A 21,157-nucleotide genomic window follows, 5' to 3' on the forward strand; every position below is an offset into this window, starting at 1 on the left:
TTTTACAATAGAAAACGAATCCACGGTGCACTAGGCTACCTTTCACCGGTTCGGTTTGCTGCGCAATTTAATAAGAGAAAGGCAGCATAATGGGTGTCCACTTTCTTGACAGAGGTCCAAACCTCCCTCTAATTAGCTAATAATCGCTTGAAATCCACGATTATAAGGAATTCCTCCCTCTAAAAACCTGAATTTGCATGGTTATAGACTAAATTGCCAAATTAGAGGGAGACTTTCCCTATAACATAAATTGAACACAATAATGCTCAGACTTATAAGGAGGTTTTCCCTATAAGTCTGCCTTAGATAAGTTCAGCCCTCTCACACTGGTCTAGCCCCCCTCGCAGATGCCCGCAAAAACAAAAAAGGAAAGCCGCGTAGCCAGCTTTCCGATCCCATTGCCTACCCCTTTTGGGTAGGCTGTTGTCTTTTGTTGTTAGATTAGAGGCAATGCGCCAATGGTTAGGACGGAACGGAGTGGAATTTTGGAACTGTAGAAACGAAGTGCTCGCCCGAAAGTTTTCCGAAGGAAAGCTCGCTTCGAAAGCATATGCTATTCTCGGATTTCTACCGCAGACAGCGGTTCAAATCAAAGAAATCCGAGAATAACAGCGACCCTACAGTCCAACATTCCACGCAGTGCAGCTTCCTAACCACTGCCTTAATGCTCCCTAGCTAACATAAAAAAAATCAATCAGCGTACACAATAAAATCACTATGCTGATCACCTGATTCAGATTATAAGAGGCCACCTTCATCAGCTTACGATTCGAAGGTTTTATAATCTTATGCTCGGTCATCAGGAGAAGCGTCGCAATGCCAATCCCCACCAGATACATCCAGCCGAGATCACGCCATAAATATAGGAACAATAGCAGCATAATCATGATGAAATGTAGTCCTTTTGCAATGCGCAGGGCGTTTTCTAGTCCGAAGAAGCTAGGAATAGACCATAGACCATGCCGCCGGTCAAAGTCGATATCCTGAGTGCCGTAAATAATATCAAATCCGGCAATCCATAGCATAACAACTGTTCCGATAACAAACGGTGTAAATGCGATATTTCCGGTTACAGCGAACCATGCGCCAATCGGTGCAGAAGCAATAACAAATCCTAAATATAAATGACTGAGAAAGGTAAATCGCTTCGTGTAGGAATAGGTTGATATCAATACGATAGCCACCGGTGACAAGATCAAGCAGAGCAAATTAAGCATGCCTGAAGCCACAATGAAAATGGCATAGTTGACAATAACAAAGACAACAACTTCTTTTTCCTCCAGTAAGCGTTGAGGCAGATGCCGATGTGCCGTACGAGGATTCTGTTCATCGAAGGTACGGTCCGCCAGCCGATTGAATGCATTGGCGCCATTACGGGCGCCGATCAATGCAATCAATCCCCAAATCATCACATGTCCCGATGGCCAGCCTCCTGCGGCCCATACCATCGATATAATAGCAAATGGAAGCGAAAAAAGCGTATGAGAGAACATTACCAATTCGCTGAACATTTTAAGTTTTAGACCTGCAGTTTTACATATGTTTAGAATTGCCATTCGTGCATTCCTCTTTCTTCACTACTGTGTTTAAGTCCATTAATGATCAAGCTCTGCAAGGACTTCGTTCAGGACGTTAAGCATCCCGTCGATATCCTCTTCCGTAATAATCATCGGTGGTTGGAAGGCCAGCACATTACGTCCTATGCCATTTTTACCGATTAGATAACCTCGGTCCTTCATTGTCTCCAGCACTTGATCTGTAAGTGCCGCTGCACCTTCAGCATCTACACCAGTTAGCTCCGCACCCAGCATTAGTCCAGTTCCCCGCACATCAACCATCAACGAAGGATAACGAGCTTGCAAAGTCTTCAGACCTGCCTTCAATCGTTCTCCGAGCTGTACCGAGCGTTCAGGAAGCCGTTCATCTCGAATATAGTCAAGCACAGCCAGCGCTGTTGCAGCAGATACCGGATTCCCTCCAAACGTGGAAGCTGAAGGGCGGTTTAGGGCAAGGGCAATCTCATCGGTTGTAGCGAAGGCTGCAACTGGAATTCCATTACCGAGTGCTTTGGCCATACTTATAATATCGGGTACAACATCAAAATGCTCCATAGCAAACATTTTGCCAGTACGTCCAAATCCAGTTTGGATTTCATCAGCGATTAGGAGTACACCGTATCTCTCGAGCAATGCTTTTACATCACGGAAGTAGGCTCGGGTTGGCATAATCATTCCGCCGTTGCCTTGGATTGGCTCTACGATCATGGCAGCGATAGTATTCCCCTTCTCCTCGAGCACCCGCTCTAGCGACTCCAGGGATAACGATGCCGCTTCCTCCAGCGATAAATCCGGATGATAAGGGCGAGGAATAAACTCAACGTCATGATCCAAGTATTTATCGGTACGCCACATAGGCAGGCCTGTCACACTCATAGTTAGATTGGTACGGCCATGCAGGCCACTCTCCAGCGCTATAAACCCTTTACGTCCCGTATACATCCGAGCGAGGAGCAGAGCTCCCTCATTAGCTTCAGAGCCACTGTTAACAAAGAAGGTCCGACGTAGCCCACCCGGCATAACCTCTTCCAAACGCTCTGCCAAATCTACACTCGGTTGAGTCAGATAGATCGTTGTCGTATGCTGCAGCTGCTGCAGCTGTTCAATCGTTCGTACTGTTATAGCCGGATTACAGTGACCACATGCGACTACGGATACGCCAGCGAAGAAATCCGTATAGGACTTCCCTTTTTCATCATAAACAAACTGCATTGAACCGCGAACAAGCTGAGGTGCATCACGGTAAAAATGCTGTGTACAAGGATAGAAATATTGCTTACGTTTGTCTGCTACTGCTTCTCTTCCGATGAAGTCTTGTTGTTCCATGAAGGGTTCTCTCCTTTTTGTGAAAATAGTAACTTATTCATAGAGTCCTGTGCACCGCCCTATCACTAGGCGATATTTAGTTTCCATTAAAATACAATTAGTTGAACTGCAGCGAGCCCAAAGTATAACCAGCATAGACCGGCTTAAGGCCGCCCAGCATGTCATCCTCGCTATCAGATCTGTTGATTGCCTGTTGATAAGAAACAATAATTTCACGTAGCTGTTCGACGCTATAGGTTGCTCCTTCAATACGGAAGCTTGATATCCCTAGTCCACTCATCTCACTCAACAAAGGTAAATAGCAAAGCTCTTTTGCGAATAAAAGATGGCAACGGCCGTGCTGATCACGATATACCGGATTCTCGCCTTGGTCTGTCTTTAGAACCAATACATTGTTGTGTACATATTGATTATCCTCTTCAGCAATAGGCTCCATTAACTCCGTATTCTGATAAAGATCATGTTCCATATACATTAGTGCAGGTGTACCATGAACAACAACTTCCAAAGGCGTTTCACAACGCGAGGCAAAGGTAGCAAAATGCTCTAACGTCATTTCCGGCGACACCGAAAGCTGAGTCAAACCTAAGTTAGCATATAATTGCGCTGAAAGATGATTGTATACATTTAAATTGCTGTCCCCAATTAGCGGATAACCTGTATTGTTGTAACGTCGAATGGCTCCTAAATTGGTAACGATAATACCGTCAACCGGCAAGCGTTCTCCACCAAGCAATTGATCATATTGGTCAAAATGCAGCTCGGTCATCATACGTGGCAATCCTAAGTAGATTTTGCTATCGCCCTTCAGCTCACCCAGTTCCTTGATGTCACGCTTAGTAAAAGGTTTATCTGGTTCAAATACATCCCCTGGCAAGTACAGGCTATCTACACCAAGCTCTAAGACCATCCGTGCCTGTTCCATATTATTCACACGTACAGCTAAATTAGCTTTTGTCTTCTGCGGTTGCTCGACCTCAGCCAATCTTTCCCGCAACTGCTCAACTCGTTTCTCAGACAGCTCACGCTCTGCAGTTGGCGTACTGAATACTTTTCCAGTGCTATAGAATTTACCAGTTCCTTCATAACGGCGGTTAATGTTAGTCAGTCCTGGTTTGCCGAAGGCATACGCCGTCGAAAAGTCACGTTTACGGTTGTTATAAAGCTCTTTCGTATCTACCGTACGATCAAAGCCAATCGGATCATCGATATACCGGTCAATGGCTTCGCCGTAGCTATTCGCCAGCATCACCATAAACTCCTTATCCCGCATGCGGCCCTCTATTTTGAAGGAGGTAATCCCTGATTCAATCAATTCCGGAAGATGCTCATACATGAACATATCTTTTACAGCTAGGGGGTATTCGGCCGGATATACATACCCGTCTTTTTTAACCCGATAATCCCAGCGGCAAGGCTTCATACATTTCCCACGGTTACTGCTCATACCGAATACATGGGAGCTGAAATAACAATTCGCACCGTGAACCGAGCACATATCCCCGTGAATAAAATACTCCAGTTCCATCCCACTCCGCTGACCTAGCAGCTTAGCTGTCTGCAGATCCATTTCCCGTGAAGTAACCACACGACTTACACCCAGATCACGCAATGCGTAGATCATTTCCAGATTGTGAACATTCATCATGACCGAAGAATGAATAGGAAGATTAAGCTCCATCTCGCGAATTAGCTCAAGCACTGCCATATCCTGAACAATCAGGGCATCCGGACGAGCACCATCAAGGAAACGCAGATATTCTTTAGCCTCTTCCACATCTTCTTCACTAAATAGGTTATTCACTGTGATATACACTTTTTTGTCTAGACGGTGAGCAATATCTAGTGCCTCTACGATCTCCTCATGAGACAGATTATATCCTTTACGCATCATTCTCATATTCAATACAGGTCCACCAAAATAAACTGCATCACATCGTGCCTGGATCACTTCCTTGAAAATCTCAAACGTTCCTGCGGGTGCTAATAATTCAATCTCTCTACCGTTAAAATAACGTGCCATTCAAGTTCCCTCCCAAGTTGATACTCTACATACAAATTGTACTTTACACCAAAGCTACTGCAATCCCCATTACAATAAACATAGTAATAAAAATAGTATCGAATATGCCCCACCTTAGGCGGTGAAACTGGCTGCGCGGAGCATCCATACGAAAGCCACGGGCTTCCATGGAATATACCAGATCCTGTGCACGCCTAAACGCACTAGCAATAATCGGAACCAGCAAGGACACTAACATTCGTCCCTTTTCCTTTAAAGGCAGCTCTTTCAGATCAGCACCCCGTGAGGCCTGCGCTTTCATGATAATCTGCGACTCGTCTAGAATCGTAGGAATGAAGCGAAGAGAAATGCTGATCATCAGTGTGATACGATCGGGCTTCAATCCAAACTTTTTAAAAGGAGCCAAAATCCCCTCCAGCCCTTGATTCAGCTTACCCGGCGTTGTAGTGAATGTAAGTAGCGCCGTGAAAGTGATCAGAAAAAACATGCGGATGACCGAAAATGCGCCTAATCTTAGCCCTCCCTCATAAATAGACCACGAACCTAGCGTCAGCACCGCCTCACCCGTTTTCACAGACAGCAGCTGTACGATAAAGATAAATAGCATTAAATAACGTAAAGGCTTAGCTGCTTTCAGGAAGTATTTAAGCGGAATCCGAGTGGAAGCCATGACAACTATTGAGAAAATAGCCAGCAGCGCCATAGCCATCCACGAACGGGAGAGCAGGATAACGGCTACGTATAATAGCATTCCGGTGATTTTGGCACGAGCATCTAACTTATGCACCCATGAACCGGTCTCAATACTGCGCCCTATGATTAGCTTCTCATTCATGGCCATCCCTCTTTCCTTCGTGCTGCTCGCTAGAGTTGCCTGATCCAGATGGCAGCGAAGCGATTAGCTCTGCTAAGCTCTCTGCCGTTAAGCGAGGAGCTTCATCCGTAAGATCAAAGCGATCAGCGACTGCACGCCAGTAACGAAGGGACTGCGGAACCGTCAAGCCACACTGTTCCAGAATCGAAGGGTCATCTGCCAGCGCCTTAACGCTGCCTTGAAACGCCGTGCTACCCTCTTTAAGGACAAGCCAGTTATCCGCGTAAGGTAATAACTCATCCATCCGATGCGTGACGACGATGATTGTTCTCCCCTGCTCACGACATAATCGCTCCAGCAAGCGGATTAGCTCTGCACGGCTGATGGGATCAAGCGTAGCCGTCGGTTCATCCAGAACGATGACCTCAGGGTCCATAGCTAGCACGGATGCGATAGCTGCCTTGCGCATTTGCCCACCGCTCAATTTAAAAGGATTCCGCTCTAGCAGCGCCAGATCCAGCCCCATATCCAACATGGCCTGTCTTGCACGTGCCTTTGCCTCTTCGAGGCTCATGCCGAAGTTAAGAGGACCGAAGATAAGATCCTTTTCGACCGTATCTTCAAACATTTGCTGCTCTGGAAATTGAAATACCAATCCGACTCTACGGCGCAGCGGCATTAGCTTAGGTGATTTCTCCCCCGCCTGGATGGTTACATCGAGAACTTTTACCGTGCCCTCCGTTGGTTTCAATATCCCATTAAACAATTGAAGCAGCGTCGATTTACCAGAGCCTGTCGCCCCAGCAATACCAACCATAGAACCTAGTGGAACACTGAGGTTAATGTCGCGGAGCGCCGTCAGCTTCCATAGACTTCGGTCAGCATAGGAATAACTTACTTGCTGTAATTCTATGGCCATAACGTGTCTATAAGCTCCTTTTCACTGGCGGGAACATCCAGATGGATGCCCTGATTCTGCAGCTCGCGTGCAAGACGCCAAGGATACGGCTCACACAGATGGCATTTTTGCAGAAGCTCCTCGTTCCGGAACAATTCCGCCGGTGTAACATCAGCAGCCAAACCACCTCCATGCAGCGCAAGTACCCGATCCGATGCCAGAATCTCATCTGCATCATGCGTAATTATAAGGATCGTATACTTCCCTTCCGCTCGCATATCCTGCAAAATACCAAGAAGATCATTTCTGCTTCCCTCGTCTAACATAGAAGAGGCCTCGTCAAAAATGACGATGCCTGGTTCCATAGCAAGAATGGAGGCGATAGCGACACGCTGCTTTTGGCCTCCAGACAGCTCACCTGGGTGTTTGGACAACAGATGATTTATTCCCAGCCTCGTCGTGTAAGAGTGTAATCGTTCAGCCATCTCTTCGTACGACAAACAAAGCCCTTCCAGGCCGAATAAGATATCTTCCTCTACAGTGGCTCCAATAAACTGATTATCTGGATTTTGGAACACCATACCGATGCTTTGCCGGATGCTTCCGATCGTCTCCTCACTCAGTTGCATACCACTAACCACAATTTCGCCAGCACTCTTAGGCAGCAAAGCATTTAGCAGCTTAACTAGCGTAGATTTCCCGCAGCCATTGGGACCAACCAAGCTAACCCATTGTCCCTGTGAAATAGATAACGTTATATTTTGAAGAATCGGATGCTCAGGATCATAACCAAACGATACCCCATCCAGAGAGATGACAGCTTGTCCTTCTCCCTCTAATTCTTGACCTTCATATGATTCATTCATGTTAGTCATCCTTCCGCTGATGTGACTAATCAGTCCAAAAACTCTTCAAACAACGATATTTTTGACAATGAAGCCACCAAATAACGGACTGCATAGCCCACGGCAATTCCTGTTACTACTCCAGTGATCAGCAGCATGGGAAGATAATAAAAAATACTAAGGGATGAGAATACCATAGAAGCTGCCAGCAGCTGACCGATATTATGTGCAATCCCACCAGCTATACTAATGCCGATCAAGCTTATACTCTTGCCTTTGCCACTAATCAGCATTAACACGAACATTACAACAAAGCTAAACAGCGAACCGAATAAACTGAATAGTAAGCTTGAAAAAGTACCTAGCAAAAATGCAGTAAGCAACGTTTTGAGGATGACAAGCAGGAATGCGTCCCGTCCGCGTAAAAAGTAAATACAAGTCAGAATCATGATGTTAGCTAATCCTAGTTTAGCACCCGGCACCAGTCCCATTCCTGACAACGGAATCTGCGCCTCTATTAGACTAAGCACTACTGCCACTGCGGCAAAAATAGCAATAATCACCGTTCTTTTTAAAGCTGTTGCAGATTCACTACTGGACATAGGCATCTATATCATCCTCCCCCGACGCACTTGTGATTTCCACTAATACTCTATGCGGTAGACAGACAATCGTCTGTTTGGGCAGGGTAATAAAACCAAAACCTAGGCATACTTGGTCCGGGCAATCGGCATCGTACATTTCAATCCCGTAATCATGCACCTTCAAGATGTTATAGCCACGTTCGGTACGGACCTCAATGGTTTGTTCTTCTTTTGTAAGCTTTACCGTTTTAAATAACTCGCCATCCACAGTTACATTGGCAACGAGATTTTTACCGGCCCCACCTTTATCATCATTGTCCGAAAACCATCTCGGTGCGAGAAAAGCGAGCGCAGCAATCAACACGATGGAAATCAACCACACATCTGCGCGTTTCATAAAAATCTCCCTTATTTTTTAATTAAAATCCAGACTTATTAATTATAACGGTCTACCCTCAATCCTTCAATCAATGTTGGGGTTTAATGTAAGTTTTAGAGAGCAGTTCACAAAATAGGCACGCAAAATAAACCACACAGCCCCATTTACTCTGGCTTTCTAGCTTTTCCGAATTAATCCGCAAATAATCCCGCATACGCTATATTCGAATCAAACGCTCTCCCTTACTCTACTTGTTCCCCACCTAAAGCAAATAAACCTTATCTTGGAATTCATTATTATATTTGCCTTTTAAACAATACTGTGTTATATTTATATCGTATTTGTTTTTCGATATATTGAATATCCCCATCAAGAAGATGTCAGGCCGACTATTTTACACTTCGGCATTTTGGACACAGAGGCTTCATGTTTTCTTGCAGAAACTTTCCTTTTTATGAGATTAAATTCGAAATATAGCATTCCGATTCACACTGGCGCGGTCAATGGAGCCGCAAGGGCAAAAGAGAGGTAGGGCTTTTGTCGTATTGGAAGGATTATTCTCGCCACACGGCTGCTGGAAATAACAAGGAATTAAGACACCCGTTACTCACGAACGGCGGGGGATGAATATAACGAAAAAGCATGGCTGTACGAACCTTACATAAGGACATATACCATGTGTGGAAAAATATAGGCGCCCGATAACCGCTACCTAGCGGATATCGGGCGCTGTCTACGTTCAGGGCATCTAATTTACATATTGATTCACAAAAGCTGTTACTACGTTTATATACCCCGTCTTATCCATATCATAAGCTAACCCATGCCCTGCTTGAGTCACTACGAACTTCTCTTTGGGACTCTGACACGCCTCATATAATTCATTCATCATACTATACGGTACAAAGTTATCGGCAGCCCCGTGAATAAAAAGAATCGGCACCTTCGCCTTCCGCACCTGTTTCAAGGCAGACGCTTCACTAAAACCATACCCTGCTTTCAAACGAGTAATTAGACTCGCACTTTGAATAAAAGGGAAACTTGGCAAGCGATACATACGCCGTAGTTGGTAAGCTAATTGTGCTTTAACTGAGCTGTAAGCGCAGTCGGAGACAATAGCTTTGACCTGCAGTGGGAGATTTTCTCCTGAAGTCATTAGCACTGTAGCACCACCCATAGAGACCCCATGAAGCACAACTTGAGCACTGGGCCCAGTCTTTTCAATTATATATTCAATCCACTGCAAATAATCCTTGCGCTCATGCCATCCAAAACCAATATAATTCCCAGTACTTTCCCCATGTCCCCTGGCATCTGGAATCAGGATATTAAAGCCCAGCCTCTCGTAATAGATTTTGGCGTACGCCCCCATATCCTTCCCTTTTCCAGAATAACCGTGAGCTAGAATCGCTGTACGACCTTCAGCACGATCCGAAAAGAGCAAGTACCCTCTTAGTTGTAGCCCGTCCTCAGAAGTAATCTCAACATTTTCAAAGCTCTGACGGGAGACCCAATCCTTGCCCTCCCCCCAAGAGGCTCCGGCAACCGGGGGATCAACCTTCAAATCACGATTATTACTCAGGAATTCCTTCGGTGCTCGTTTAATAGCAATTCCATAAAAGAAAAAGCCCGCATAGATCAGAACTCCTATGACGATGACAGCGCTAATGAAGAACCATACCAATTCATCTTCCCCGCCCTTTCCTCATATCCGTTGTAAATCAGTATAGCATCTACTTAGAATGCGCCCAAATATAACAATCATGACAAAATAAAACCGCCCTCGGAATATGTCCCGCGGCAGTTGCTACAACAGATCTAAGAGATGTTCGTTTAGAGATGAGAAAACGGGGAATCAAGGTTTATGAACAGAACAGACTTAACACGGGGATAGAAGCCAAATTTATATGTCGTGGATACCATGAACGAATGCTGCTGTTAAACGACATTGTTGCTGCCCAAGCTGCCATTCACATGCACAGATATCTCGGTCTGGATATTTCATCTTTTAAGAGCTATGAAGAGCAGTATCAGATTAAGTGAAGCAGCGTAGAAGCTGCGCCCCTCCCCCATATAATTAGCGAACAAAAAAATAGGCCTTACCATGGGAGTTGGCAAGACCTAAGAGATTTATACCACAAAACACTGGGGGGTGTTTGGTGTCTTCAATATATACCTTGAACCTGAAAATAAGATGATGCACACATGAAAATTACATTAAAAAACTTCAATTCGTCTCTTAGGCTAGATCTGGATGCTCCCGCAAGCTTAATCTACCTTTGCCGGGATAGGATAACTCAGTGAAAGAACATCCTCAAGCTTCAAGCAAGGCGAAGGTGAAAATAGCGACGGCTCGCATGATCCGCTTGAATTACACTGTTGATTTCCAGCTAAAGGAGCCCGCTTCGCTGACAGAGAAATCGACCGGTTGATAGTTAGCCACGAGTGCTTTGAACTAATTGTTTCAAAATGATATAGTGAGTTCGTTGCTCGCAGGATGACTTGATAGCAGGTTGTAAAACAAAATGAAGTCGGGACCTGAGTACGGAGTGGCAACAGGCGTTTGCCTTTTCGTTGAATATTTTCTGAAGGAGGGTAATAGCCCATGAGTGATAAAATCTGTATACCGCCTGGCATTCAACAGAAGGACACTAGCTTCGGCTACACCTTGTCTATTATTAGTGGTAAATATAAAATGACTATTCTCTACTATCTCTCTGAAAACAAAATCGTGCGGTTCAATGAGCTGCAAAGGGGTATCGGTACAATACCTTTTAAGACGTTAAGCGTTATGTTGAAAGAACTGGAAGCGGACTGTCTCGTCAGGCGCGAGGAATTCCCCCAGATTCCTCCTAAAGTTGAGTATTCCTTGACCGAGAAGGGCCAATCGCTTATTCCGGTGCTGGATATGATGTGCACTTGGGGAGAGAAAAACTCCGTTCCAGCCGCGCAAGAGATAACAATACCGTTTAGGATATAACGACTTATGACCAATGCAGCATTTTCATTAATGAAAATGCTGCTTTTGTTTCAATTCTAATTACATATTTTCGATAAATTCAACATATCCCTGCGAACTGATGTCCAATTTCTTTAAGTAATCCGTACTTCCTACCGTCTCAGTTTCCGTGCCATAAATGGCATAGAAGGAACGATAATCAGCGTTGCAGTACACAAAAGTCGTGTCAAAGGGAGATAAAATACGGTCAAGCCCATAGCCGAGTTTACCATCTTCACTAAAGTCTTTTTCACTTCCTCCGGCAGTTACAGCTAATGCGATTTTTCGATTTCTTAATTTATCACTCTTCGAGCCGTATGCCCATCCGTAAGTAAATACTTCGTCCAGCCACTTTTTAAGCAGAGGTGGACTACTAAACCAGTAGACAGGGAATTGTAAGACGAGCTTATCATGCGCTTCAATCAGTTGTTGTTCCTTTTCCACGTTGATTTTTTCATCGGGATAGGCTTTGTACAGCTCGTGTACCGTATATTTGTCTGGATATTTACGAAGTTCTTCGATCCAGCGTTTATTAACAACGGATGTTTCGATGTTTGGGTGCGTAACGACAATAAGTGTTTTCAATGGTGTATCCTCCATGTTTGAATCAGATTTAGGACTTGAGTATACCCCGCATCATGGCATCGCGGAAGTATGCACTTTTAGTTCACGTACTTACCTAAAGGTAAGCACAGCGACCTGCCTGCACGTATGATTGACGTATAGTCTTCGGGGCGAATCCCATCTTCTAATGAGGCGTTATTACCAGATACTTAACCTTATTTAGAAGAGCCCTAACTTTCCGAAAATTCATTCCCACGATCTGCGGCATACTCATCTACACTGCTGCTTAAAGCCGTTGTACATCCAAAAATCACAAAAGAGAGATTAGATCATTCCCATTAAATTTTACGTTAGATACTTATTCACATGTTCTCCCCAATTTACAAGAAGCAGTCCTTAAGGGATCGGCGCCTCCATCCCGGGAACGCGCAAAGAGGTCACGATTACCACCGAAAACCTCACTTTACTTGAATAAGGTTAGAATAATGTTAGAAGTCAGGTGATCTCAAGACAAACAGCGCGGTTCCGGGATCCCCGAAAACCGCGCCGTTATGCCATTCTTAGATATGCTGGTGAAGGGAATTGAACCCCCGGCCTACGCATTACGAGTGCGTTGCTCTACCCCTGAGCTACACCAGCTTAAGGCTGATATTTCTGTCAAACAAAAAACATTATACAACTTTCAGCCAGAAACGCAAGCCTATTTCTCCCTATTTTCCCAATCTCCCGAACTGCTATTCCAGCTGTAGTTTACGCTCCACAGACTCCAGCTTTCCACGGCTAGTGGAGGGTTTATCGCGGCGATCATCTATTTTAAGTGAGGTAGAGACACGCTCTGCACCTGCGGCAAAAGGAGACTCATGCAGCGCTTCGACTGCTGCAAAAATACGCTGAAGAGGCCCTTCGATGATTGTACCCATGGATGTAAGCTCATAAGTAATCCCTTCTACCGTCTTAAGCACTCGCTGCATATCCGCAACATAGCTGCTAAGGCTCGTACTACCTGTTCCAATCGGAATAACGGTTACTTCAGCAATAGGCATGGGAATACCTCCTCGGAATTTTAAAGTATGTGTCTCCTTCTATTGTAACAACTCCATCGCTCTCCCACAAATGATATCAGCTTTATTATGTCCCTTCTTCTTCTCCCAAAAATTTCTCCGAAATATGACTTTCGCCACGGGTATTTTTTCTTACGTGAATTCTAGGGTCATCTTTACTACATTTATGGACTCTTTGTGGCATCTTTTCGGACAATTTATGAATCATTTTTCATATGCCTGTGGATCAATTGTGGATTACTTATGGACAGCCTGTGGATCATTTGTGGAGTACTTTTGAAGAACCCGCTCCCCGCGCGGGTTTTCTAAAAAACTGTTTACAAACACAACATCTTGGGTTATTTTTATCTAACGACAACAAAATATAGTGGAGACAGGCGCTTTGATCCTTATCGGAATTAGAGCTTAATAGGGAAGTACGGTGAAAATCCGCTGCGGTCCCGCCACTGTAACCGGACGCCTTTCACAAGCTTTTAGAAGCTTAAGATGGGCAGATCTCCTGGCAGAAGCCACTGAGGGGTAAGAACCCCCTCGGGAAGGCGCTGAGAGGTCCTACGGAAGCCAGGAGACCTGCCTGTTTCGACGACACCAACTATGAGTGCCTGCGAGGAACAGGAACGGTGTCCGCATGCGGTCATCTTCTTAGAGACCACTGCAAATATCTGTGTGGATATTTACATAACGCATCGGGCATTTTCTGCCATCCTCGCTAGGGGATGCTTTTTTTATGAGATCACAATGAATATAAGGCCGCTTATGCGGCCCCACTTCTTAATGATAGGACGATAGACTGAGAGGAGAACTATACAATGACGTTGTTGGAGAGACAATTTAACGGTACAACAAATGCACGAGAAGTTCTTTTAGAAGAGCTCATTGATTTAGGACGCGATATTATCGACAGCCGGGATTTGGACTTGCTGCGCGAGAATGCCAATTTGAACGGAGAGAGTTTCTCCGGTAAAATGAGCAAGTTCGGCAGTGAATATTCGAAATGGTACGCCCGCAACTTTACGATGCCACCGCAGCTAGTGCAAGCCATTGATGACAATGTCGTCTATGTGCATGATCTGGATCAATACGCAATCGGAACGACTAACTGCATTTTTATCCCGTTTGATAAGCTTCTCCGCGAAGGCTTCAACACCGGCAACGGCAGTGTTCGTCCTCCGAACTCCATAATGACAGCTATGTCACTGGTAGCAATCATTTTTCAATCCCAGCAAAATGCTCAATATGGCGGCGTATCCGCCAATAAGCTCGACTATGATCTGGCACCTTATGTAACCAAATCCTTCGCTAAACTGTTCCGCAAGGGTCTGGATTATTTTGATGAGGGACAAGCTAATGAATCTTTGGGCGAGATTACAATGAGCCGGACCGATTTGGCGGAGTTATATCCAAAAGCGTTCCGTTTTGCACTAAAGGAAACCGAAATTGAAACCCTGCAAGCGGCTGAAAGTATGGTACATAATCTCAATACCATGTCCAGCCGGTCCGGTGGGCAAATTCCGTTTACCAGCATCAATTATGGCACTTGTACTTCACCAGAAGGTCAGCTTGTAATCAGTTCCCTGCTAACAGCAACGATGAATGGACTTGGCAGTGGAGAAACACCCGTGTTCCCGATTCAAATCTTCAAATGTAAGCAAGGAGTCAACCAACAGCAAGGCGATCCTAACTATGAGTTGTTCCTAAAAGCAGCGGAATGTTCTGCACGCAGACTTTATCCGAACTTTGCTAATCTAGACGCTCCGCTCAACTTGCAGTATTATGATCCAAGTGATCCTGATACGGAATTTGCTACGATGGGCTGCCGCACCCGAGTGCTCGGTGACCGTTTTGGGCGTAACCATTGTTCCGGAAAGGGCAACCTTTCCTTTAATACACTGAATCTGGTTCGGCTCGGTCTGGCACACGGCACAGTAACAGGCCGACGTAGCGTCGCAGACGAAGTTGGCTTCTATGAGGATCTAAATCATTATATGGATATTGCGCTGGAAGGACTTCTTCATCGTTTCAACATCCAAGCCGCACAAAAAGCTAAAGCGTCTGATTTCATGATGCGAGAAGGCGTCTGGGAAGGCGGCGAAAATCTCGCTCCTGAAGACTCTGTAGGCGAACTGCTGAAGCATGGTAGTCTGTCGCTTGGCTTCATCGGCATGGCGGAATGCATGAAAGCCATGTACGGCAAACACCATGGCGAGGATATGGAAGTCCATGCCAAGGCTGTGGCTATCGTGCGTCACATGCGGGAGTATTGCGACCTTAAAAGTGAGGAACTGAATCTCAACATTACCTTGTTCGCAACACCAGCAGAGGGCCTGTCTGGCAAATTCACCAAGATTGATCGCAAGGTACTGGGTTCTATTCCGGGCGTAACTGACCGTGAGTATTATACGAACTCTTTTCACATCCCTGTATACTTCGATCTGGGTGCTGCTCAGAAGATCAGCTTGGAAGCTCCTTTCCATGAATACTGCAATGCCGGGGCTATTTCTTATGTCGAATTAAACGGCAATGCCCGCAACAACCCATCGGCTTTTATCAAAATCATTAAATACGCGCTAGAACAACAGGTCAGCTACTTCAGCATTAACCATCCGATTGACCGCTGCTCCAACTGCGGATACGAAGGTGTAATTGGGACAAACTGTCCTTCCTGCAACGCACATGAGAATGACGTGCACATCCGTCGTTTGCGCAGAGTTACAGGTTATTTAACTGGCGATTATCAGACCCGCTTCAATGCCGCCAAACAAGCCGAAGTACGGGATCGCGTTAAGCATCTATGAATATTTGCGGATACTATCCGGAGTCGATTAACGAGGGAGAGGGCATGCGGGCCGTCCTCTTCATCAGCGGCTGCCGCCATCGTTGCCCGGGATGCTTTAATCCCGAGACATGGAACTTCAAATATGGAGAAGTCTTCACCTTAGAACGTCAACATGAAATCATTGCAGAAATCGCCGCTAACCCTTTGCTGGATGGTCTAACACTGGCAGGCGGCGATCCTTTTTTCTCGGCAGAAGAGGTGCTGGGGTTCATTCATGAGCTTCGCGCCGTGCTGCCAGGTTTCCCCATCTGGATTTACAGTGGTTATACGTATGAGGAACTAACCGCCCTTCCCGGTTCGCCGGAGTGGAATCTACTTAAGCAGTGTCAGGTGTTAATAGATGGAAGATTTGTAGAAGAACTGAAAGATACTACGCTTCTCTACCGAGGAAGCTCCAACCAACGCATTATCGACATTCCGGCCAGCATGAACGGCTCGGAAGTCTTTCTGTGGCAGCCTGCTGCGCTATAATATATCAATTTTTGATATTGAAAATTAACTTGAAATAAGAAGGGATGAAATAACCATGCCGCAATTCGTAGTAAAACCAGACAATCGCCAACTGGCTTTTGATGAGAACCGCCTTTCCGTCTACGCCGACCGTATCTTGGAAGGTCTTGATCAACTAAATAAAGAAACTTTGCTGCGGGGAGTAAATTCCAAATTGCGCCGTGACTCCGTAAGCGGAGAAGAAATCAGCAACGCCTTCACTATGAGTGCTCTTGAGCTTGTAACGAAAGAAGAGCCTACTTGGAAGTTCGCAGCTGCCCGTGCCCTTCTGACTACCCTTTATAAAAAAGCAGCTGTTCATCGCCGCTATAAAGCTTATCCTGAAGAGCCTTACGGTGAGCTGTACCCACTAATTACGGATCTCGTGAAAAAAGGAATCTATCGTGAAGAACTTCTAAGTCATTACACCAAAGAACAAATTATCGAGCTAGGTGAGTGTATCGATTATACCCGCGACCTTTTGTTCGACTATATTGGTCTGCTAACGCTATCCGACCGTTATTTGGCGCATGATTTTGACGGCCGTGTAATGGAGCTTCCACAAGAACGTTATATGATTATTGCTATGTACCTGATGCACCGTGAGCCAGCCGAGAAACGTCTTGAGCTTGTAAAAGAAGCTTACTGGGCTATGAGCAACATCTACATGACAGCTGCTACCCCTACAATGTCCAATGCCGGTAAAAAGGTCGCTGGACAGCTCTCCAGCTGCTTCATTGATACAGTAGACGATTCCCTAGAGGGCATCTTTGATTCCAATACAGACGTAGCACGTCTTAGTAAAATGGGTGGCGGTATCGGCGTTTACCTTGGTAAAGTACGGGCACGCGGTTCGGATATCCGTGGCCACAAGAACACAAGCTCCGGCGTCATCCCGTGGATTCGCCAATTGAATAATACAGCAGTCAGTGTAGATCAGCTCGGTACACGTAAAGGTGCTGTCGCTGTCTACCTTGATGTATTCCATAAAGATATTCTCGCTTTTCTCGATCTTAAGCTAAATAATGGTGACGAGCGTATGCGTGCACATGACGTATTCCACGGTGTAACCCTGCCGGACTTGTTCATGGAAGCCGTTGAATCGCGCAGCCACTGGAACCTCTTCTGCCCGCATGAAGTGAAGAAGGTTATGGGCTGGACGGATGAGAACGGTCGTCCGCTTGGTCTGGAAGACTTCTACGATGAAGAGCTTGGTAAAGGCACTTTCCGTGAAAAGTATGCTGAAGCTACAGCCAATCTGGAATTGTCCCGTATTACAGTTCCCGCGATCGACATCATGAAACGGATTATGAAATCACAGCTCGAAACAGGTACTCCATATATGTTCTACCGTGATACGGTTAACCGGACGAACCCGAACCGTCACCAAGGTATGGTCTTCTCTTCCAATCTGTGCACAGAAATTATGCAGAATCAATCCGCTACCGTTATTGAACAGGAAGAATTAGTAACCAAAGATGGCAAGACCCGGATTGTTATCTCCAAAATCCCTGGCGATTTCGTAGTCTGCAACCTGAATTCGATTCACTTGGCACGTGCGATTCCAGCTGGTGTACTGGAAAGACTTGTACCTATCCAAGTACGTATGCTGGACAACGTAATCGACATTAATAATATTGAAGTTCTGCAAGCACAATACACGAACAGCCAATACCGCGCAGTGGGTCTCGGCACATTCGGCTTGCATCACCTATTGGCACTCAAGGGCATTCGTTGGGAATCTGATGAAGCCGTAGAATATAACAATCATTTGTATGAACACATCAACTACCTGTTGGTACGTTCGAGCATGGAGCTTGCCCGTGAAAAAGGCCGTTATCCGAAGTTCGCCGGTTCCGATTGGGAGACAGGCGCATACTTCACTTCACGTGGCTACGTTAGCGGTGAACAAGAAGGTAAATATGTAACCACTGAACAATGGCGCGAGCTGCAAGAAGAAGTGGCTAAAGACGGTGTTCGTAACGCATGGATGTTCGCGATTGCGCCGAACGGTTCCACGTCGATTATTGCCGGCTCCACAGCCAGCATTGATCCTTTGTATGAACTGCTTTCCTATGAAGAGAAAACAACTTACAAGATCGCTAACCCAGCACCGGATCTGTCCGACAAGACGATCTGGTACTATAAAACTGCGTTTACAATTGACCAAAACTGGTCGATCCGCATGGCTTCTGCTCGTCAGCGTCACGTCGATCAAGGCCAAAGCTTCAACCTGTATGTTCGTCCTGACATCAAGGCTACCGAGTTCCTTGAGCTGCATCTGAACGCCTGGAAGGGCGGATTGAAATCAACTTATTATGTGCGTAGCCGTGCTTTGACAATAGAAGAGTGTGATTCTTGCGCTAGCTAATTATCTTAGTGCCCTGAATAGAAAAACGATGATGAATTTCGTAACTGCAAGGAATGTTTGGGCTTCCGGCCGCTGTTGTCATCAGATGTCTTGATCTTTACCGCTATTAGCGGATGACATCCGATGACAAAGGCGGTCGCTGACGCTCCTACAGCTCCAAACTTCCTCTCCGTTACTCCATCACCGCCTTTCTATGAACAAGACACCAAAGAAAGATTACCCGCGCAAAAAAATGGAGGGAAAATAAATGCAACTACAAAAGATTTTTAACACTGAAGCACCCAACCAATCCACACGCATCATCGACGGTGAGTGCTCCGGTATTCTGAACTGGAACGATATTCGCATGCCACATATGTACAAGCTGTACAAGGTACTGCTGCTTAATCACTGGATCGCGGATGAAATCCCAATGTCCAAAGATGCGCAACAATTTCCTATGCTCGATGCAGAGGAGCAACGCGTATTTAAGATCAACATCTCCCTGCTCGCCGTGCTAGACTCGATGCAGACGATGTTCGTAAGCGACGTGAAGCGTTATTTTACTGACTCTTCTCTAGAAGCTATCTCTGCCATTATCGGACAACAAGAAGTGGTGCATAACCAATCCTATTCCTATGTTCTTTCCTCTATCGTGTCGGAAAGTGAGCAGAAAGAAATTTTTGAATATTGGAAAAAAGACCCTGTCCTGCTGGAACGCAACCAGTTTATCTCTGATATTTATCAAGAATTCCGTGATAACCCTACGAGACAGACCTTTTTCCATGCGTTGGTAGCGGATCTCATCTTGGAAGGTATTTTCTTCTATAGCACCTTCGCCTTCTTCTACAATCTGGCCCGTGACCAGAAGATGATGGCTACCAGCCAAATGATCTCTTATATCCAACGTGACGAGAATCAGCACTGCTATTTCTTCGCAGAAGTATTTAAGCAGCTGCTTGTAGATTTCCCTGAGTTGAACACTAAAGAGAACATGGACTACGTGTATCGTACGATCGACCGCGCGGTAGAGCTTGAAACCAACTGGGCTTACTACACCCTTACTAATGTCCGTGGTATTGATCTTAACGAGCTTAGTGACTACATCAAATATACAGCGAACAAACGCTTAACCTTGATGGGTATGGAAAAAGCTTACCAAGGTGTTGATGTTAACTGCATGCCTTGGATCAAGCCTTTCTCCGACGATGCGCTTAATGCCACCAAAACCGATTTCTTCGAAGCCAAGTCCCGCAACTACGGTAAAGTTGGCGACGATAACGGATTCGACGATTTGTAAGATCGGATTATAACGAACCCTATATAAAAAAGAGGCCATTCTCAACTTTCGCAGTGAGATGGCCTTTTTGCTACAGCAAAAAGCGTCCCTCCCCCCCCCTTGTACCAGGGTTGTAAGAGACGCTTATATATTTGGTATGAATCCATCCGAAATAAATGCCTGCTGCTTAGTCTTAAGACTTACGATCTACTCGATGTGTAGTTTCTTCTGCCAGCTCAGCTAATGCATCATTCAGACGCAGCTTCAGCTCCTCAGCAAGCTCTACCACTCCGTGATCATTACGAACCACCTGAGAATCCACGGCATATACTCCACCAAGAATGTAACGTGCACCGAGTACAGACAACACAGGTTTCAATGCATAATCAATCGTGAGAAGATGTGCAAGACTGCCACCCATGAAGAGCGGGAGTACGATTTTGCCGGCCAACCCCTTTTGTGGAACTAGATCCAAGAAGGTCTTCAGCACGCCTGTATAAGAGGCTTTATAAACCGGGCTAACCACGATTACCGCATCCGCCTCGGCTACAAGGCCATTCGCTTTGACGATAGAATCGCTCTCAAACTTGGTATGAATCAAATCCTCCGCTGGTAGCTCAGCTACGTTAATACGCTCAACCTCAAAGCCCTGATTGGTTAAGCTTGCCTCCGCATACTCTATAACTGCATTGATGCGCGATACCAGGGAAGGCGTTCCGTTAATCACAACAATTTTAGCCACTTCTCCACCTCTTTCATTCCATTAAGCAGCTCACACTGCAAATATTTAACCCGACAGGAATACTTTAAATTAATATTAATCCTATCGCAGATTAGATATTATTGTCAAACCATAAACGCTTGCGCTCATCCCACTCTTGCGATATACTAAGCAACAATATTAAATCCAAGAATCAAGCCAATGACCGGCATCCAACCGTGAGGCGTCTGCGACCGGAGCCTATAATGACTCCCTAAGTTCACCGGGTTTCGCCCGTTACCGCGAAGACCAAAGAGGGTCGAATTCTTTCCCGTTGTTAAGGAGATTCGATCAACCTGGGTGGCACCGCGAGCTGACGCTCCTCGTCCCATGGATGAGGGCGTTTTTTGCGTTTTTTTAAGCATAAACACCTTCCGCGTCCTTATAAGGACGGT

General features: G+C 45.6%; 19 protein-coding genes, 1 tRNA gene and 1 riboswitch. Of the genes, 6 read left to right on the top strand and 14 right to left on the bottom strand.

Annotated elements, in window-relative coordinates:
* Positions 1 to 671: 671 nt before the first annotated feature.
* The 9 genes from L1028_RS07045 to L1028_RS07085 all read right to left on the bottom strand — a co-directional run bounded on the left by L1028_RS07045 (position 672) and on the right by L1028_RS07085 (position 10,109).
* Positions 672 to 1,556: a UbiA-like polyprenyltransferase gene (locus L1028_RS07045; RefSeq protein ID WP_234532585.1), complete on the bottom strand. Its 885-nt coding sequence runs from the start codon at positions 1,554 to 1,556 to the stop codon at positions 672 to 674.
* A 39-nt stretch (positions 1,557 to 1,595) separates the two neighbouring features.
* Entirely contained in the window at positions 1,596 to 2,882 is a 1,287-nt protein-coding gene (locus tag L1028_RS07050) for an aspartate aminotransferase family protein (protein WP_234532586.1), read from the bottom strand.
* 97 nt (positions 2,883 to 2,979) lie between these two features.
* Positions 2,980 to 4,905: a peptidase U32 family protein gene (locus L1028_RS07055; protein ID WP_234532587.1), complete on the bottom strand. Its 1,926-nt coding sequence runs from the start codon at positions 4,903 to 4,905 to the stop codon at positions 2,980 to 2,982.
* 43 nt (positions 4,906 to 4,948) lie between these two features.
* Positions 4,949 to 5,740 (bottom strand): energy-coupling factor transporter transmembrane component T family protein, encoded by a 792-nt coding sequence (locus L1028_RS07060; RefSeq protein ID WP_234532588.1) that lies wholly within the window; start codon positions 5,738 to 5,740, stop codon positions 4,949 to 4,951.
* Positions 5,733 to 6,638, bottom strand: coding sequence for an energy-coupling factor transporter ATPase (locus tag L1028_RS07065; RefSeq protein ID WP_234532589.1), 906 nt, complete (start codon positions 6,636 to 6,638; stop codon positions 5,733 to 5,735). The genes L1028_RS07060 and L1028_RS07065 overlap by 8 nt, the downstream gene beginning before the upstream one ends.
* Positions 6,629 to 7,483: an ATP-binding cassette domain-containing protein gene (locus L1028_RS07070; RefSeq protein ID WP_234532590.1), complete on the bottom strand. Its 855-nt coding sequence runs from the start codon at positions 7,481 to 7,483 to the stop codon at positions 6,629 to 6,631. Before L1028_RS07070 ends, L1028_RS07065 begins: the two co-directional genes overlap by 10 nt.
* Positions 7,484 to 7,512: 29 nt before the next feature.
* Positions 7,513 to 8,070, bottom strand: a complete 558-nt coding sequence (locus L1028_RS07075) for a Gx transporter family protein (protein ID WP_042123757.1) — start codon at positions 8,068 to 8,070, stop codon at positions 7,513 to 7,515.
* Positions 8,054 to 8,443: a NusG domain II-containing protein gene (locus L1028_RS07080; protein WP_234532591.1), complete on the bottom strand. Its 390-nt coding sequence runs from the start codon at positions 8,441 to 8,443 to the stop codon at positions 8,054 to 8,056. Before L1028_RS07080 ends, L1028_RS07075 begins: the two co-directional genes overlap by 17 nt.
* 730 nt (positions 8,444 to 9,173) lie before the next feature.
* Positions 9,174 to 10,109: an alpha/beta hydrolase gene (locus L1028_RS07085; RefSeq protein ID WP_234532594.1), complete on the bottom strand. Its 936-nt coding sequence runs from the start codon at positions 10,107 to 10,109 to the stop codon at positions 9,174 to 9,176.
* Positions 10,110 to 10,213: 104 nt separating this feature from the next.
* On the opposite strand from L1028_RS07085, the gene L1028_RS07090 reads away from it, so the two are divergent.
* Positions 10,214 to 10,468, top strand: a complete 255-nt coding sequence (locus L1028_RS07090; protein WP_480247436.1) for a YhjD family protein — start codon at positions 10,214 to 10,216, stop codon at positions 10,466 to 10,468.
* Between the two features lie 562 nt (positions 10,469 to 11,030).
* Positions 11,031 to 11,405 (top strand): winged helix-turn-helix transcriptional regulator, encoded by a 375-nt coding sequence (locus L1028_RS07095; RefSeq protein ID WP_234532597.1) that lies wholly within the window; start codon positions 11,031 to 11,033, stop codon positions 11,403 to 11,405.
* Between the two features lie 60 nt (positions 11,406 to 11,465).
* Here L1028_RS07095 and L1028_RS07100 read toward each other — a convergent pair whose 3' ends face one another.
* From L1028_RS07100 to L1028_RS07110, 3 genes are all read right to left on the bottom strand, one after another.
* The gene (locus L1028_RS07100) at positions 11,466 to 12,008 is read right to left on the bottom strand and encodes an NAD(P)H-dependent oxidoreductase (RefSeq protein WP_234532599.1); all 543 of its coding nucleotides are present in this window, start codon (positions 12,006 to 12,008) and stop codon (positions 11,466 to 11,468) included.
* A gap of 546 nt (positions 12,009 to 12,554) precedes the next feature.
* Positions 12,555 to 12,626 (bottom strand) — tRNA-Thr (locus tag L1028_RS07105).
* Positions 12,627 to 12,721: 95 nt separating this feature from the next.
* Positions 12,722 to 13,030 carry an MTH1187 family thiamine-binding protein gene (locus tag L1028_RS07110; protein WP_234532601.1) on the bottom strand — a complete coding sequence of 103 codons (309 nt, stop codon included), beginning with the start codon at positions 13,028 to 13,030 and terminating at the stop codon, positions 12,722 to 12,724.
* Between the two features lie 376 nt (positions 13,031 to 13,406).
* A riboswitch (cobalamin riboswitch) is annotated at positions 13,407 to 13,640 on the top strand.
* A 217-nt stretch (positions 13,641 to 13,857) separates the two neighbouring features.
* On the opposite strand from L1028_RS07110, the gene L1028_RS07115 reads away from it, so the two are divergent.
* The 4 genes from L1028_RS07115 (at position 13,858) to L1028_RS07130 (ending at position 20,023) form a co-directional block, all read left to right on the top strand.
* Positions 13,858 to 15,843 (top strand): anaerobic ribonucleoside triphosphate reductase, encoded by a 1,986-nt coding sequence (locus L1028_RS07115; protein WP_234532603.1) that lies wholly within the window; start codon positions 13,858 to 13,860, stop codon positions 15,841 to 15,843.
* The gene (gene nrdG / locus L1028_RS07120; RefSeq protein WP_234532605.1) at positions 15,840 to 16,355 is read left to right on the top strand and encodes an anaerobic ribonucleoside-triphosphate reductase activating protein; all 516 of its coding nucleotides are present in this window, start codon (positions 15,840 to 15,842) and stop codon (positions 16,353 to 16,355) included. Before L1028_RS07115 ends, nrdG begins: the two co-directional genes overlap by 4 nt.
* Positions 16,356 to 16,410: 55 nt before the next feature.
* Complete coding sequence (locus tag L1028_RS07125; RefSeq protein WP_234532606.1) at positions 16,411 to 18,744, top strand: ribonucleoside-diphosphate reductase subunit alpha; 2,334 nt, start codon at positions 16,411 to 16,413, stop codon at positions 18,742 to 18,744.
* 247 nt (positions 18,745 to 18,991) lie between these two features.
* Positions 18,992 to 20,023 (top strand): ribonucleotide-diphosphate reductase subunit beta, encoded by a 1,032-nt coding sequence (locus L1028_RS07130; RefSeq protein ID WP_036682584.1) that lies wholly within the window; start codon positions 18,992 to 18,994, stop codon positions 20,021 to 20,023.
* A 172-nt stretch (positions 20,024 to 20,195) separates the two neighbouring features.
* On the opposite strand, the gene ssuE is transcribed toward L1028_RS07130, so the two are convergent.
* A complete protein-coding gene (ssuE, locus tag L1028_RS07135; RefSeq protein WP_234532607.1) occupies positions 20,196 to 20,744 on the bottom strand; it encodes an NADPH-dependent FMN reductase in 549 nt (182 codons plus the stop codon).
* Positions 20,745 to 20,890: 146 nt separating this feature from the next.
* On the bottom strand, positions 20,891 to 21,094 hold the full coding sequence (locus L1028_RS07140) for a hypothetical protein (protein WP_234532608.1): 204 nt from the start codon (positions 21,092 to 21,094) through the stop codon (positions 20,891 to 20,893).
* Positions 21,095 to 21,157 lie beyond the last annotated feature (63 nt).

Origin of the sequence: Paenibacillus pseudetheri, from assembly GCF_924513355.1 — a bacterium.
In the GTDB taxonomy this organism is placed as follows: domain Bacteria; phylum Bacillota; class Bacilli; order Paenibacillales; family Paenibacillaceae; genus Paenibacillus_AQ; species Paenibacillus_AQ pseudetheri.

What these genes read in the sequence shown, in the direction of transcription:
- L1028_RS07045 (WP_234532585.1), bottom strand. Translation starts at nt 1,556, where the DNA reads ATGGCAATTCTAAACATATGTAAAACTGCAGGTCTAAAACTTAAAATG.
- L1028_RS07050 (WP_234532586.1), bottom strand. Translation starts at nt 2,882, where the DNA reads ATGGAACAACAAGACTTCATCGGAAGAGAAGCAGTAGCAGACAAACGT.
- L1028_RS07055 (WP_234532587.1), bottom strand. Translation starts at nt 4,905, where the DNA reads ATGGCACGTTATTTTAACGGTAGAGAGATTGAATTATTAGCACCCGCA.
- L1028_RS07060 (WP_234532588.1), bottom strand. Translation starts at nt 5,740, where the DNA reads ATGAATGAGAAGCTAATCATAGGGCGCAGTATTGAGACCGGTTCATGG.
- L1028_RS07065 (WP_234532589.1), bottom strand. Translation starts at nt 6,638, where the DNA reads ATGGCCATAGAATTACAGCAAGTAAGTTATTCCTATGCTGACCGAAGT.
- L1028_RS07070 (WP_234532590.1), bottom strand. Translation starts at nt 7,483, where the DNA reads ATGAATGAATCATATGAAGGTCAAGAATTAGAGGGAGAAGGACAAGCT.
- L1028_RS07075 (WP_042123757.1), bottom strand. Translation starts at nt 8,070, where the DNA reads ATGCCTATGTCCAGTAGTGAATCTGCAACAGCTTTAAAAAGAACGGTG.
- L1028_RS07080 (WP_234532591.1), bottom strand. Translation starts at nt 8,443, where the DNA reads ATGAAACGCGCAGATGTGTGGTTGATTTCCATCGTGTTGATTGCTGCG.
- L1028_RS07095 (WP_234532597.1), top strand. Translation starts at nt 11,031, where the DNA reads ATGAGTGATAAAATCTGTATACCGCCTGGCATTCAACAGAAGGACACT.
- L1028_RS07110 (WP_234532601.1), bottom strand. Translation starts at nt 13,030, where the DNA reads ATGCCTATTGCTGAAGTAACCGTTATTCCGATTGGAACAGGTAGTACG.
- L1028_RS07115 (WP_234532603.1), top strand. Translation starts at nt 13,858, where the DNA reads ATGACGTTGTTGGAGAGACAATTTAACGGTACAACAAATGCACGAGAA.
- nrdG (WP_234532605.1), top strand. Translation starts at nt 15,840, where the DNA reads ATGAATATTTGCGGATACTATCCGGAGTCGATTAACGAGGGAGAGGGC.
- L1028_RS07125 (WP_234532606.1), top strand. Translation starts at nt 16,411, where the DNA reads ATGCCGCAATTCGTAGTAAAACCAGACAATCGCCAACTGGCTTTTGAT.
- L1028_RS07130 (WP_036682584.1), top strand. Translation starts at nt 18,992, where the DNA reads ATGCAACTACAAAAGATTTTTAACACTGAAGCACCCAACCAATCCACA.
- L1028_RS07140 (WP_234532608.1), bottom strand. Translation starts at nt 21,094, where the DNA reads ATGGGACGAGGAGCGTCAGCTCGCGGTGCCACCCAGGTTGATCGAATC.